The following is a 13,995-nucleotide window of genomic DNA, read 5'->3' on the forward strand; positions in this document are numbered from 1 at the left end:
CACGTGGCCAATCGTGCCCACGTTCACGTGCGGCTTCGTTCGTTCAAATTTGCCTTTTGCCATTTTCAATTCTCCAAAGAGCGATCCCCGTGCTGTGGTTTAACGTCTGCATCCGGTTGCTGGTTCGCCCCGCACGGGGAACAGGGCGGCACCGGATCGCAGACAGCAAAAACAGATTGCTATTCTTTTGGTAGCTACAAGCGCACTATTTATAAGCGCCGGAGGCCATTTTCACTGTTATTTGGCGCGCGCCGCCACGATGGCCTCGGCCACGTTGCGCGGTGCCTCGGTGTAGTGCTTGAACTCCATCGTGTACGTCGCGCGGCCTTGCGTGGCCGAACGCAGCGTGGTGGAGTAGCCAAACATTTCCGACAGCGGCACCTCGGCCTTGATGGCCTTGCCGCCGCCGACCATGTCGTCCATGCCCTGCACCATGCCGCGGCGCGAGGACAGGTCGCCCATCACGTTGCCGGCATAGTCTTCAGGCGTTTCCACTTCCACGGCCATCATGGGCTCCAGAATGACCGGGTTGGCCTTGCGGCAACCTTCCTTGAAGCCGAAGATGGCGGCCATCTTGAACGCCAGTTCGTTCGAGTCCACATCGTGGTACGAACCGAAATGCAGCGTGACCTTGACGTCCACCACGGGGTAGCCGGCCAGCACGCCTTGCGTGACGGCTTCGTTGATACCCTTTTCCACGGCCGGGATGAATTCGCGAGGAACCACACCGCCCTTGATGGCGTCGATGAACTCGATGCCCTTGCCGGCTTCGTTGGGCTCGATCTTGAGCACGACGTGACCGTACTGGCCCTTACCGCCGGACTGGCGCACGAACTTGCCTTCGGCCTCTTCCACCGTCTTGCGGATGGTTTCGCGGTAGGCGACCTGGGGCTTGCCCACGTTGGCTTCCACGCCAAACTCGCGTTTCATGCGGTCCACGATGATTTCCAGGTGCAACTCGCCCATGCCCGAGATGATGGTCTGGCCCGATTCCTCGTCGGTCTTGACGCGAAACGACGGGTCTTCCGCCGCCAGGCGCTGCAGCGCGATGCCCATCTTTTCCTGGTCGGCCTTGGTCTTGGGCTCCACGGCCTGCGCGATCACGGGCTCGGGGAACACCATGCGCTCAAGGGTCACGATGGCGTCGGGGTCGCACAGGGTTTCGCCCGTGGTCACGTCCTTCAGGCCCACGCAGGCGGCGATGTCGCCGGCGCGGATTTCATCGACTTCCTGGCGCTCGTTGGCGTGCATCTGCACGATGCGGCCGATGCGCTCCTTGCGACCCTTGACCGGGTTGTAGACCGTGTCGCCCTTGGTCAGCACGCCCGAGTAGACGCGCACAAAAGTCAACTGGCCGACGAACGAGTCGGTCATGAGCTTGAACGCCAGCGCGGAGAACTTCTCGTTGTCGTCGGCCTTGCGATGGACTTCCTTCTCATCGTCGTTGGTGCCGGCCACTGGCGGGATGTCCAGCGGAGAGGGCATGAGTTCGATCACGGCGTCGAGCATGCGCTGCACGCCCTTGTTCTTGAACGCGGTGCCGCACAGCATGGGCTGGATTTCGCCGGCGATGGTGCGCGCGCGCAGGCCGCTGGTGATTTCTTCTTCGGTCAAGTCGCCTTCCTCGAGATACTTGTTCATCAGTTCCTCGGACGCTTCGGCGGCACTCTCGACCATCTTCTCGCGCCATTCCTTGGCGGATTCGGTCAGGTCGGCGGGGATGTCCTCGAAGGTGAACTTCATGCCCTGGGAGGCTTCGTCCCAGATGATGGCCTTCATCTTGCGCAGATCGACCACGCCCTTGAAGTTCTCCTCGGCGCCGATCGGAATCACGATGGGCACGGGGTTGGCCTTCAGGCGCAGCTTCATTTGATCGTAGACCTTGAAGAAGTTGGCGCCGGTGCGGTCCATCTTGTTCACGAAGGCCAGGCGCGGCACCTTGTACTTGTTGGCCTGGCGCCAGACAGTCTCGGACTGCGGCTGCACGCCACCCACGGCGCAGTACACCATGCAGGCGCCGTCGAGCACGCGCATGGAGCGCTCCACCTCGATGGTGAAATCGACGTGGCCGGGCGTGTCGATGATGTTGATGCGGTGCTCAGGAAAGGACATGTCCATGCCCTTCCAGAAGCAGGTGGTGGCGGCAGAGGTGATGGTGATGCCGCGCTCCTGCTCCTGCTCCATCCAGTCCATGGTGGCGGCGCCGTCGTGCACCTCGCCGATCTTGTGGTTCACGCCGGTGTAGAACAGGATGCGCTCGGTCGTCGTGGTCTTGCCGGCGTCGATGTGCGCCGAGATGCCGATGTTGCGGTAGCGCTCGATGGGGGTCTTGCGGGACATGGTCGTTCTCTGTTAACGGCTCGGAGCCCGCCCACCGCAATCAGCGATGGCACGGGCTCCGCAGCCTGGGTGGGATATCGAGACGGGCTGTTAGAAGCGGAAGTGGCTGAATGCCTTGTTGGCTTCGGCCATGCGGTGCACTTCGTCACGCCTCTTCATGGCGCCGCCACGGCCTTCCGTGGCTTCCATGAGTTCGTTGGCCAGGCGCAGGGCCATCGATTTCTCGCCGCGCTTGCGGGCGGCTTCCTTGATCCAGCGCATCGACAGCGCCAGGCGGCGCACGGGGCGCACTTCGACCGGCACCTGGTAGTTGGCACCGCCCACGCGGCGGGACTTCACCTCGACCATCGGCTTGACGTTGTTGATGGCGATGGTGAAGGCCTCCAGCGGGTCTTTGCCAGGGTTCTTCTTCTCGATGAAATCGAGCGCGCCATAGATGATGCGCTCGGCAACCGCCTTCTTGCCGCCTTCCATGATCACGTTCATGAATTTGGACAGCTCCACATTGCCGAACTTCGGGTCCGGCAGGATTTCACGTTTAGGGACTTCGCGACGACGTGGCATTTTTCACCTCACAAATTTGCTTCAGTTGGCGCCTTTCCAGGCACCGCGAGAGCCATATGGAACTCTCACTTACTCGACCCAAACACGGGTCACTACGCCCAATCCGCCCGCCAAGGCGATTCGAGCACCGGGGGATATGACAAAAAGAAGATCAGGCCTTCTTCGGGCGCTTGGCGCCGTACTTGGAGCGCGACTGCTTGCGGTCTTTCACGCCTTGCAGGTCAAGCGAACCGCGCACTATGTGGTAGCGCACGCCGGGCAAGTCCTTGACACGACCGCCGCGCACCAGCACGACGCTGTGCTCCTGCAGGTTGTGACCCTCGCCGCCGATGTACGAAATGACCTCGAAACCGTTGGTCAGGCGCACCTTGGCGACTTTGCGCAGAGCGGAGTTCGGCTTCTTAGGCGTCGTGGTGTACACGCGGGTACACACGCCACGGCGCTGCGGCGAGTTTTGCATCGCGGGGCTCTTGGACTTGGTCTTTTCGACCTCGCGCCCCTGACGCACCAGTTGATTGATGGTTGGCATTGAAAAAACGTCCCTAAACGTTCAAAACGAAAACGTGAATCCCTTCGGAAAATTCCGAAAAGCCCTCGAATATAGCAGCTCATGGCCTTCCCGACAAGACTGACTGCCGGGGCCGGCCTACTTGATCCAGAGCCGGATCGCATCCCACGCGCGGCCCAACACGCCGGCCTCGGGCACTTCGTTCAAGGCAACCAGGGGCACCTCGAGCAGCGGCTGCTCACCAACGGCGATCTTCAGCGTGCCAATGGACTGGCCCCGGGCAATGGGCGCCACCAGCGGATCGGGCCGGGCGACCTGGGTCTTGACCTTGGCCGTGTCGCCAGCAGGCACCGCCACCACGATGGGCTCGGCGCGGCCGATCTTGAGCGTGGCCTCACGGCCCTTCCAGACCTGCGGTGTGGCGACGGCCTGGTTGGCGTCGAACAGCTTTACGGCCTCGAAAGCCGTGTAGCCCCAGTTCAGCAGTTTCTGGCTCTCGTTGGCGCGCGCATTTTCGCTGGCCGTGCCCAGCACGATGGACAGGAGGCGGCGCGTGCCCACGCCGGGAAACTCGCGGTGCGCGGTGGCGATCAGGCAATAGCCGGCGGCGTCGGTGTGGCCGGTCTTCAGGCCGTCCACGGTCGGATCGCGGAACAGCAGCAGGTTGCGGTTGTTGCCGTTGGCGGCAGGCGTGCCGGGATAGCGGTACTGCTTTTGCGCGTAGTAGTGGATGTATTGCGGGAAATCATGCATCAGCCGCGTGGCCAGGATGCTCAGGTCGCGCGCCGTGGTGGTGTGGCCAGCCTCGGTGAGCCCCTCGGGGTTCTTGTAGCCCGTGTTCTTCATGTCCAGCGCGCGCGCCTGGTCGTTCATCATCTTGACGAACTGCTCCGCCGTACCGCCCACGCCCTCGGCCAGCGCCATGGTGGCGTCGTTGCCCGACTGCACGATCATACCCTGCACCAGGTCTTCCACCGGCACCTGCATCTTGGGGTCGATGAACATGCGCGAGCCGGGCATCTTCCAGGCCCGCACGCTCACCGGCAGCGTCTGCTGCAGGCTGATCTTCTTGGCCTTGAGGGCGTCGAAGACCAGATAGGCCGTCATGAGCTTGGTCAGCGACGCGGGTTCGACCGGCGCATCGATGTCCTTTTGCGCCAGGATCTGGTTGGCGGTCACGTCTAGCAGCAGGTAGCTGCGCGCGGCGATCTCGGGAGGCTGCGGCGCCTGCGCCGCAGCCGGATGTGCAAGGGAAAGCAGTGCGGCGGCCGCGGCGAAAACACGCAGCACCGAAAGAAGACGGTTCATGGGATGAGAGAAAAACAGGCAGGACGCGGAGCCCGCAGGGTTTCAGGAACGCAGGTGGCGGACCACCAAGCTCTTCAAAAGCGGCAATTGTCCGTGAAAGAAGTGGCCGCCGCCCGGAATGACGGTTACAGGCAGTGTCTGGGGCCGCGCCCAGTCCATCACGTCAGACAGCGGCACGGTGTCGTCCTGCTCGCCGTGCACGACGAGCATGCGTTCGTGCGCCTCGGGCGGGATGTCCGCCACGCGGAAGCGCGCCGCAGCGGTGCCCACGAAGACAAGCTTGGCGATGTCGCGCGTATTCCACAGTGTCTCCAGCGCACGGCTCGCCACGAACGAGCCGAACGAAAAGCCCGCGATCGCCAGCAGCCCTTCAGGCGCAGCCTGGCGCACGACCGCCAGAAAATCCTCCGTCTCGCCACGCCCTTCGTCATAGGCGCCGGCGCTGCCGCCCACGCCGCGGAAGTTGAAGCGCACCGCCGTCCAGCCACACTGCACGAACGCCCGCGCCAGTGTCTGCACCACCTTGTTGTCCATGGTGCCGCCGAACAGCGGATGGGGGTGGGCGATCACCGCCACGCCGCGCGGCGTGGCGCCGTCTTCCACCAGAGCCGGGTCACGCACGGCCTCGATGGCGCCGGCGGCGCCCGTCAACGGCAGGGGCTGCGTCTGCGTGCTCATCATGGCAGCCATGGTCAGCGCCCCACGTCGGGCGACAGAAGCAGGCGTTCAACCACTTCGCCATTCTTCAGGTGCGACTCGACGATCTCGTCGATGTCGTTGGCATCCACGAAGGTGTACCAGACGGCCTCGGGGTAGACCACGGCCACGGGACCGCCGGCACAGCGGTCCAGGCAACCAGCCTTGTTGACGCGCACCTGGCCCGGGCCGGCCAGCCCCGCGGCCTTCACCTGCGCCTTGCAGCGGTCGAAGCCCTCCTTGGCATGGTGGTTGGCACAGCAGTCTTCTCCGTTCTCGCGCTGGTTGAGGCAGAAGAAGATGTGCCGTGCGTAGTAGAGCGGCTGCGGGCTGGTAGTCATGCTCGCGATTTTAGTTATCGCGCTCGCGGCGCGAGAACCGCAGCAGCACATACACGAGCACCGCATAAGGCCAGACCCAGCCCAGCCACTGCCCGAGCCCGTGGAAGCGGATGAAGCGCCCCTGCTCCCAGGTCTGCAGCGTCTGGGCGAAGTACACGTCGGCGGACGACTGGTTGAGCATGCTCAGTTGCACGGCCAGCGCCAGCAGCAACAGCGCCGCGCAGCCGCGGCGCGGCACGGGCAGACATAGTGCGGCCAGCGCCAGCGCCGCCCACACACCCGCGCGCACCGGGGTGTCCAGCCATTCCCAGGCGTGCGCCGGCCCATAGCTCAGCGCCGCCGACAGCGTGGTAGCCGCGACGCCCACGCCGATGACGCCCGCAGCGCACAACACTCGGCGCAGCCATGTGCGGGCGATGCCGTAGGCCAGCAGGCAGGGAATCAGCACGCCCAGCATGACGCACAGCAGTTCGGCCAGCGGCACCAGAGGCTGCAGTTCCACGTCGCGGATGGGAAGCCATTCGAGGAACGGCGTGTCTTCGAGCAGATCGGCCAGACCGTCCTCCAGGCGCTCCAGCACCTGCCCCAGCCCGAACGGCACTGCGGCGGGAAACAGCAGCGCTGCCGGCCACAAAGCCAGCAGCGCCAGCGCGCCGCCTGCGTCGGCCACGAACCAGCGTGCGCGCAAGCGGCTCCAGCGGTCGATGGCGCCCAGGCGCTCCAGCAGCGCGGCCAGCAGCGCGCCACCGAGGGCGCCGGCGGCATTGAGCGCCAGGTCCACATTGGAAGGCACGCGCGCGGGCAGGTAGCTCTGCAGGCATTCCAGCACCAGCGCCAGCAGCGCGCCCGCCAGCGCCGCACCGGGCACTGCCGCGCGCGCGCGGCCCGAGCGCAGCAGCGCCAGCGCCAGCAGCGCGCCCAACGGGACGTAGCCGAGCACGTTGGTGAACACGTCGAAACCCGTCCAGTACGGGCTCCACGGCGCGGCCAGGAAGGCCCACGGCGCGATGCCCTGATCGCGCCAGCCCGAGAACGGGTACAGGCTGGCGTAGGCGATCAGCGCCGCATAGGCGAACGCCAGAGGCCAGGCCGACGTCTTGTGCATCCCTGCCCGGCCATCAGAACGGCTTGACCACCACCAGCACCACGGCGGCCAGCAGCAGTACGAGCGGCACCTCGTTGAACCAGCGGAACCAGCGGTGCCCGTGCGGCGTTTCGCCGCGCACGAACCGCCGCAGCAGCGCGCCGCAGGCATGGTGGTAGCCCAGCACCAGGACCACCACTGCCAGCTTGGCGTGCATCCAGCCATTGCCCGGCCCACGCCCGATGCCGTAGCCCAGCCAGAGCCACGCCCCCAGGCCCACGGCGGGCACCGCCAGCAGCGTGGTGAAGCGCATGAGCTTGCGCGCCATGCGCAGCAGCCGCTCGCGCTCTGCCAGCGACCCCGACGCCACCAGGGCCAGGTTCACGAAGATGCGCGGCAGGTAGAACAGCCCCGCGAACCAACTGACGACGAAGACGATGTGAAGTGATTTGATCCAGAGCATGCGAGCAGTGTACGGAGGCGGGGAAGCCCCCAAAAAAAACCCGGCGCGAAGGCCGGGCGGACAAGCCTTTTTGCTGTCACACATCAAGGCACCCGCTCAGGGAGGAAAAGCGGGGAGCGGCGCAAACCGCCCGCCGCGAATCTAGCACCCTTGCACAAGGCTTACAAGATGGACGAACAGCGCTTTACACGGTGGTCATGCACCGGTGCCGCGGGAAGCGCATGTGCGGTCTTCGCGGCGCCCGCGCACCCCGGCAAGCCGCATGGGGCACAATTTTCCCCATGTATCCCCTGCCCCCCCACCCCCATGCACGCCCGCGCCGGCTGCGCCGCGACAGCTTCACCCGCGACCTGGTGCGCGAGAACACGCTGACCGCCCACGACTTCATCTACCCCGTATTCGTCCACGAAGGCACGGCGCGGCGCGTGCCCGTGCCCTCCATGCCCGGCGTGGACCGCCTCAGCCTGGACCTGCTGCTGCCCGTGGCCGAGCAGTGCGTGGCGCTGGGCATCCCGGTGCTGTCGCTGTTCCCGGCCATCGACCCGGCGCTCAAGACGCCCGATGGGCGCGAGGCATTCAACCCCGAGGGGCTGATCCCGCGCGTGGTGCGCGCGCTGAAGGCCGAGTTCCCCGAACTCGGCGTACTGACCGACGTGGCGCTGGACCCGTACACCAGCCACGGCCAGGACGGTCTGCTCGACGCCGAGGGCCACATCCTCAACGACGAGACGGTGGACGTGCTGACGCGCCAGGCGCTGGCCCAGGCCGAGGCCGGCGTGGACATCGTGGCGCCCAGCGACATGATGGACGGGCGCATCGGCGCCATCCGCGCCGCGCTGGAGGCGCGGCGGCTGATCCACACCCGCATCATGGCCTACAGCGCCAAGTACGCGAGCGCCTTCTACGGCCCCTTCCGCGACGCCGTGGGCTCTGCCGCCAACCTGGGCAGGAGCAACAAGAAGACCTACCAGATGGACCCGGGCAACACCGACGAGGCGCTGCGCGAAGTGGCGCTCGACATCGCCGAGGGCGCCGACATGGTGATGGTCAAGCCCGGCATGCCCTACCTGGACGTGCTCTGGCGCGTGAAGCAGGAGTTCCGCCTGCCCACCTTCGCCTACCAGGTCAGCGGCGAGTACGCGATGCTGAAAGCCGCCGCGCAGAACGGCTGGCTCGACCACGATGCGGTGGTGCTGGAAAGCCTGCTCGCCTTCAAGCGCGCGGGCGCCAACGGCGTGCTGACCTACTTCGCACTCGACGCGGCTCGTTTGCTACAAAATATATAGCTGCTACCGCACGTATACTCTGCGGTGTAGCCACTTTTCGTTCATAAAAAACAGATGCGCATCTTTGCCATCCACGACGCGCGCGCCGACGAACTGGCGGACGCCGCCGTGCTGGCGGGCAAGCCGCCGGCGCAAGGCTTCGTGTGGGTGTCGGTCACGCGCGAGGAATTCGCCGCCCGGCAAGGCGACATCCAGGACATGCTCGCCGCGCTCTGCGGCCAGCCGCTCGCGGACCTGCACGTGGCCGACCTGCTCAACGACCAGTTGCCCTCGCACTACGACTACACCTCGCAGTACGACCTGCTGGTGTTCCGCCGCCTGGCGCCGCGCGAGGACGGCAAGGCGGGGCCGGCCGCCGCGTCGCCCGCACCCGAGCTGGACGGCCTGCCGCGCCGCGGCGGTCCGCCCGCGCTGCGCCGCATCGACACCCGGCCCGTGGGCTTCGTGGTGCACGAGAAGCTGCTGCTCACCATCCACCCCGACGACGGCCACATCCGCGACGGCTACGCGGCCAATCTGCTCGCGCCCGGCGGCATCGACCCGCGCGCCAAGGCCGCGCGCCTGCCCACCAGCCCGGCGGACCTGGCGCTGCGCATCCTCAACCGCATCGTCGATGCCTACCTGGACCTGCGCCGCGACCTCACGCGCCAACTCGACCACTGGCAGCTCGAACTGGTGGACCCGCGCAGCCGCTTCAACGACTGGGGCACGCTGCTGCTGGCGCGCCAGTCGCTCTCGCACCTGAGAGAAATCTGCGAGGAACAGCTCGCCGCCATGCAGGACTGGCTCGACGCGCTCGAAACCCTGCCCGTGCCGCACAACGGCAACGGCCAGCGCCGCCACGAGCTGCTGCTGGTGCGCGGGCGCGACCTGGTGGAGCACATCGAGCGCGTGGCGCACCACGTGCAGCGGCTGGAGCAGAACGCCGAGACCGCCGTGCAGATGCACTTCAGCGTGCAGAGCCACCGCGCCAACGACATCATGCGCGTGCTCACGGTGCTGACCGCCATCTTCCTGCCGCTGAACCTGATCGCGGGCGTGTTCGGCATGAACTTCGAGTTCATCCCGCTGGTGCATCGGCATGGTGGCTTCTGGTGGGCCATGGGGGCGATGGCCGTGATCGCCGCCGCGCTGATCTTCTATTTCTCGCGCAAGCGCTACCTGGAAAACTCCACGCGCTGACGCGCGCCCATCAGCCCAGGTTCAGCCCAGGTTCAGCCCAGGTGCTTGGCGAAGAACGCCAGCGTGCGCTGGCGCGCCAGGTCCGCCGCAGCCTTGTCGTAGCTGCCACGCATGTCGCAGTTGAAACCATGGTCCGCCGCGTACACATGCACCTCCACCTCGGGGTGCGCCTGCCGGAAAGCCTCCACGCTGTCCAGCGTGATCCAGTGATCCCGGTCGCCGAAATGCGCGAGCACCGGCACGCGCGGCTTGCGCGCGGGTTCGGTGCCCGCAGTCATGCCGCCGCCGTAGTAGGCCACTGCCGCCGACAGGCCCTTGAGCTGTTCCGCCGCGCGCCACACCAGCAGCCCGCCCCAGCAATAGCCCACGATGCCCACCTTGCCGGCGCGCGCCGCGTAGTCCACGGCGGCCTGCAGGTCCTGCAGCACGCCCGGGGCGGGCAGCGCATCCACGGCGGTCTTGTAGCCGAAGCCGGCTTTCATGTCCGCCTCGCCATAGCCCAGCTCCACGCCGGGCTGCACGCGCTGGAACATGGCCGGCGCCACCGCCAGGTAGCCCTGCGCGGCATAGCCGTCGGCCACGGCGCGGATGTGGGCGTTGACGCCGAATATCTCCTGCGTCACCACGACGGCACCCTTGGGTGCACCCGCGGGCTCGGCCACGTAGGCGGGAACGGCGGTGCCGTCGGCAGCCTGAAGATCGATGAAATGTCCCATGTGTTTTGCTCCTGACGTAAAGGTAACCGGGCGACGACGGTAGGACGGCAGGGCCCGGGCTGAGAAAATGTACTGCGTACCTCAGCTCGGGCCAAGGTGGCCTGCCGTAGCGGGTCCGGTTGAGCGAAGGGTTAGGCCCCACCGCGGCCACGTGCTGAACGCTTGTGAACCCACTCTAGTCCCTAAGCGGCCAAGTCTTGACAGATTGTGCGAAGATTCTCGATGTACGAAAGTACATTTCGCGTCGATGATGCGATAGGCAAATTGCCTTACAACCCAATGGGTTACAACATTTCCTGGCCTTGCTAGGAACAGGTGCAAGTGGGCGCGAATCGGTGGAACGTCCAAAACTCTTGCGTACGACCGAGGGGGTATGGTTGCGTTCGCATTTCCAACCTGTTTGGTTCCGGCTCTGCCGGCTTGGGAGTGCCTCGTTCATGCGCGTTTGCCAACCATTGCCCGTTGCCTTGAAGTACTGCAGCACTTCCGGGCTGTAGCGGACGCTGACGAGCTGCTTGGTAGGAGACACTTGCGGGCCGCGCTCGCCGCGTTGGCGCTTCTGGGCGACTGCGGCACGGACGGCAGCATAGCCACCGCCCTTTACGACGACGGCGCCAGCCATCTTCTTCTCCTCTGCGGCGGTAAGGGCCCGGTCTTTGCCCGGTGCGGCGGCAATGAGCGCTTCCCAATCAGCGGGAGTAGCCGGTGGTTTCTTTCGCGTAGCGACGGACTTCATGCTTCTCTGCCTTGCGAAGACTGATGATGTGCGGTTCATCGCCTCGCTCCGTCATGTGCACGACGATGCCCTCAAGCCAGCCGAGCAAGTTGATCCTGTGCTCACTGTAGGCTTCCCGGGCATCCTCCCAGGTGACGACTGGTTCATCGAAGACTGCTTCGCAACCAATGAAGTCAAATCCATGGATCTTGATGTTGCGAAGACGCTTCGGTTCGTCCCAGGTCGGCATGCTCTGATCCTAGAAACGGCAGTTGAACCAACCGAAAAACTGAAGAAACCCAATATCCATGCGGGTTTCCAAAGACTTCGCGTGACTGCAGAGCAGTTCCAAATGGGTGAGTCTGGAAAGCATGGAAACTCAATGCGTGACAGGCACTTGCTCGAATTTTGGGGATTCAACTGCCGGAAATAGGATCAATTAAATAGCGCCCGGTGCCTTGGTGCTCAGCGGATTGCGGCCTTGGCCTTCAGGCGCCATGCATGCAGCAAGGGCTCCGTATAGCCGCTGGGCTGTTCCACGCCCTTGAACACCAAGTCCAGCGCGGCTCGGTAGGCGAACGAGGTGGCGAAGTTGCCTGCCATGTTGCGGTAATGCGTGTCGCCGGCGTTCTGTTGGTCTACCACGGGGGCCATGCGTTCGAACGTGGCATTGACCTGCTCTTTCGTCACTACGCCGTGCAATAGCCAGTTGGCGATGTGCTGGCTGCTGATGCGCAGCGTGGCGCGGTCTTCCATCAGGCCCACATTATGGATGTCGGGTACCTTCGAGCAGCCCACGCCTTCATCGACCCAGCGTACGACGTAACCCAGAATACCTTGCACGTTGTTGTCCAGTTCTTGCTGGCGTTCCTGCGCACTCCAGGCGGGGGCGGCCACCAGCGGGGCCTGCAGCAGGTCGCGCAGGATGGCATCACGCTCAGCATCGGCATCGATCTGCTCCAACTGCTGCTGCACTGCACTCACATTGATTTGGTGATAGTGCAGCGCATGCAGCGTGGCGGCGGTGGGTGAAGGCACCCAGGCGGTGTTGGCTCCGGCCTTGGGGTGGGCGATCTTCTGCTCCAGCATGGCATGCATCAGGTCGGGCATGGCCCACATGCCCTTGCCGATCTGTGCGCGCCCGCGCAACCCGCACGACAGGCCCACCAGTACGTTGTTGCGCTCGTAGGCGGCGATCCATGGCGTGGCCTTCATGTCGCCTTTGCGCAGCACCGGGCCGCCCTGCATGCAGGTGTGCATCTCGTCACCCGTGCGGTCGAGGAAGCCGGTATTGATGAAGGCTACGCGCGCACAGGCCTGGGCGATGCAGGCCTTCAGGTTCACGCTGGTGCGGCGCTCCTCGTCCATGATGCCGAGCTTGACCGTATTTTCGGGTAGGCCCAGCAGTTGCTCCACGCGCGCGAACAACTCGGATGCGAATGCCACTTCGTGCGGGCCGTGCATCTTGGGCTTGACGATGTAGACGCTGCCGGCGCGGGAATTGGCGCGGCGCTTCAGGTCCACCAACGCGATGGTGGTAGTCACTACCGCGTCCATGATGCCCTCGGGAATCTCTTTGCCGTCATCGCCCCACAGGATGGCAGGGTTGGTCATCAGGTGGCCCACATTGCGCAGGAACATCAGCGAGCGGCCATGCAGCTTCAGCGGCTGGCCTGTGGGCGTGGTGTATGCGCGGTCGGGATTGAGGCCGCGCGTGAAGGTCTTGCCGCCCTTGGTCACCTGCTCGGTCAGCGTGCCGCTGAGAATGCCGAGCCAGTTGCCATAGGCCAGCGTCTTGTCCTGTGCATCCACCGCGGCAATCGAGTCTTCGAGGTCGAGAATGGTCGAAAGCGCCGCTTCCAGCACCACGTCGGCGACACCCGCCGCATCGCTGCTGCCGATGGGTGTGGTGCGGTCGATGCGGATATCGATGTGCAAGCCGTTGTTCACCAGCAGGACGGATGACGGTGCCGTCGCATCGCCCTGGTACCCCACGAACTGCACAGGATCCCGCAGGGCAACGGTGCCGGATGTGGTGGCAACCAGCAACTGACCGTTCAGTACCGAATAGCCGCAAGCATCCTTGTGCGAGCCATGGGCCAGCGGGGCGGCCTGGTCCAGCACGTTGCGCGCAAACGCGATGACCTTGGCGCCGCGCACCGGGTTGTAGCCCTTGCCTTTTTCCGCGCCGCCGTCTTCGGCAATCGCATCAGTGCCATAGAGCGCGTCATACAGCGAGCCCCAGCGCGCATTGGCGGCGTTGAGCGCATAGCGGGCGTTCAGGATCGGCACCACGAGTTGCGGCCCGGCCTGCGTGGCCAACTCGGCATCCACGTGCGTGGTCGTGGCCATCACATCAGAGGGCTGGGGCAGCAGGTAGCCGATTCTTTCCAGAAAGGCGCGGTAGGCCGGCATGTCGGTGATCGGGCCGGGGTGCGCCTTGTGCCAACGATCCAGTTCGGACTGCAGCCGGTCGCGTTCGGCCAGCAAGGCGGCATTCTTGGGCGCAAGGTCGTGCACGATGGCATCGAAGCCCAACCAGAACCGTCCGCTGTCCACGCCCGTGGCGGGCAGTACCTTGTCTTCGATGAAGCGGTAGAGCGGGGTCGCCACTTGCAGGCGGTGGCGAATGGTGCGTTCGGTCATGGTGAAAGCCTCCGGTTGGAATCAGTCGGTGAAAACAAGGGCAGCTACAAGCAACGCGCCCCCTGTGCGACTTTATTCGATAGGACTTACGCAAAAGCCATGGAGAGCGATGGACTTCTGAGTTCCTGACGCAAGTAGTCTGAGAG

At 65.0% G+C, this 13,995-nt stretch carries 14 protein-coding genes and 1 pseudogene; 2 read left to right on the forward strand and 13 right to left on the reverse strand.

The window, feature by feature from the left end; all coding sequences use genetic code 11:
• From PY257_RS14860 to PY257_RS14900, 9 genes and pseudogenes are all read right to left on the reverse strand, one after another.
• Positions 1-63 (reverse strand): annotated as a pseudogene (locus PY257_RS14860) (GTP-binding protein); the annotation flags it as partial.
• A 174-nt stretch (positions 64-237) separates the two neighbouring features.
• A complete protein-coding gene (gene fusA / locus PY257_RS14865; protein ID WP_275743228.1) occupies positions 238-2,340 on the reverse strand; it encodes an elongation factor G in 2,103 nt (700 codons plus the stop codon).
• A gap of 90 nt (positions 2,341-2,430) precedes the next feature.
• On the reverse strand, positions 2,431-2,904 hold the full coding sequence (gene rpsG, locus PY257_RS14870; protein ID WP_275743230.1) for a 30S ribosomal protein S7: 474 nt from the start codon (positions 2,902-2,904) through the stop codon (positions 2,431-2,433).
• Positions 2,905-3,055: 151 nt separating this feature from the next.
• Entirely contained in the window at positions 3,056-3,433 is a 378-nt protein-coding gene (rpsL, locus tag PY257_RS14875; protein WP_017759704.1) for a 30S ribosomal protein S12, read from the reverse strand.
• Between the two features lie 117 nt (positions 3,434-3,550).
• Positions 3,551-4,720, reverse strand: coding sequence for a D-alanyl-D-alanine carboxypeptidase family protein (locus PY257_RS14880; protein ID WP_275743232.1), 1,170 nt, complete (start codon positions 4,718-4,720; stop codon positions 3,551-3,553).
• Between the two features lie 42 nt (positions 4,721-4,762).
• Positions 4,763-5,398: an alpha/beta hydrolase gene (locus PY257_RS14885; protein ID WP_275743249.1), complete on the reverse strand. Its 636-nt coding sequence runs from the start codon at positions 5,396-5,398 to the stop codon at positions 4,763-4,765.
• A gap of 14 nt (positions 5,399-5,412) precedes the next feature.
• On the reverse strand, positions 5,413-5,757 hold the full coding sequence (locus PY257_RS14890; protein WP_275743234.1) for a (2Fe-2S) ferredoxin domain-containing protein: 345 nt from the start codon (positions 5,755-5,757) through the stop codon (positions 5,413-5,415).
• Positions 5,758-5,767: 10 nt separating this feature from the next.
• Positions 5,768-6,862 carry a VanZ family protein gene (locus PY257_RS14895; protein ID WP_275743236.1) on the reverse strand — a complete coding sequence of 365 codons (1,095 nt, stop codon included), beginning with the start codon at positions 6,860-6,862 and terminating at the stop codon, positions 5,768-5,770.
• 13 nt (positions 6,863-6,875) lie between these two features.
• Positions 6,876-7,304: a CopD family protein gene (locus PY257_RS14900; protein WP_275743238.1), complete on the reverse strand. Its 429-nt coding sequence runs from the start codon at positions 7,302-7,304 to the stop codon at positions 6,876-6,878.
• Between the two features lie 281 nt (positions 7,305-7,585).
• Here PY257_RS14900 and hemB point away from each other — a divergent pair, with 281 nt between their 5' ends.
• Both hemB and PY257_RS14910 read left to right on the forward strand, forming a co-directional pair.
• Entirely contained in the window at positions 7,586-8,590 is a 1,005-nt protein-coding gene (gene hemB, locus PY257_RS14905; RefSeq protein ID WP_275743240.1) for a porphobilinogen synthase, read from the forward strand.
• A 54-nt stretch (positions 8,591-8,644) separates the two neighbouring features.
• On the forward strand, positions 8,645-9,772 hold the full coding sequence (locus PY257_RS14910) for a magnesium transporter CorA family protein (RefSeq protein ID WP_275743241.1): 1,128 nt from the start codon (positions 8,645-8,647) through the stop codon (positions 9,770-9,772).
• Between the two features lie 32 nt (positions 9,773-9,804).
• Here the strand turns inward: PY257_RS14910 and PY257_RS14915 are convergent, their stop codons facing one another.
• From PY257_RS14915 to PY257_RS14930, 4 genes are all read right to left on the reverse strand, one after another.
• Entirely contained in the window at positions 9,805-10,488 is a 684-nt protein-coding gene (locus PY257_RS14915) for a dienelactone hydrolase family protein (RefSeq protein WP_275743243.1), read from the reverse strand.
• Between the two features lie 175 nt (positions 10,489-10,663).
• Positions 10,664-11,263 (reverse strand): BrnA antitoxin family protein, encoded by a 600-nt coding sequence (locus PY257_RS14920; protein WP_345799253.1) that lies wholly within the window; start codon positions 11,261-11,263, stop codon positions 10,664-10,666.
• Entirely contained in the window at positions 11,178-11,453 is a 276-nt protein-coding gene (locus tag PY257_RS14925) for a BrnT family toxin (protein ID WP_275743245.1), read from the reverse strand. Before PY257_RS14925 ends, PY257_RS14920 begins: the two co-directional genes overlap by 86 nt.
• 215 nt (positions 11,454-11,668) lie before the next feature.
• On the reverse strand, positions 11,669-13,849 hold the full coding sequence (locus PY257_RS14930; RefSeq protein ID WP_275743247.1) for a malate synthase G: 2,181 nt from the start codon (positions 13,847-13,849) through the stop codon (positions 11,669-11,671).
• Positions 13,850-13,995 lie beyond the last annotated feature (146 nt).

It is taken from the genome of Curvibacter soli (genome assembly GCF_029211125.1).
Lineage (GTDB): Bacteria > Pseudomonadota > Gammaproteobacteria > Burkholderiales > Burkholderiaceae_C > Curvibacter_A > Curvibacter_A soli.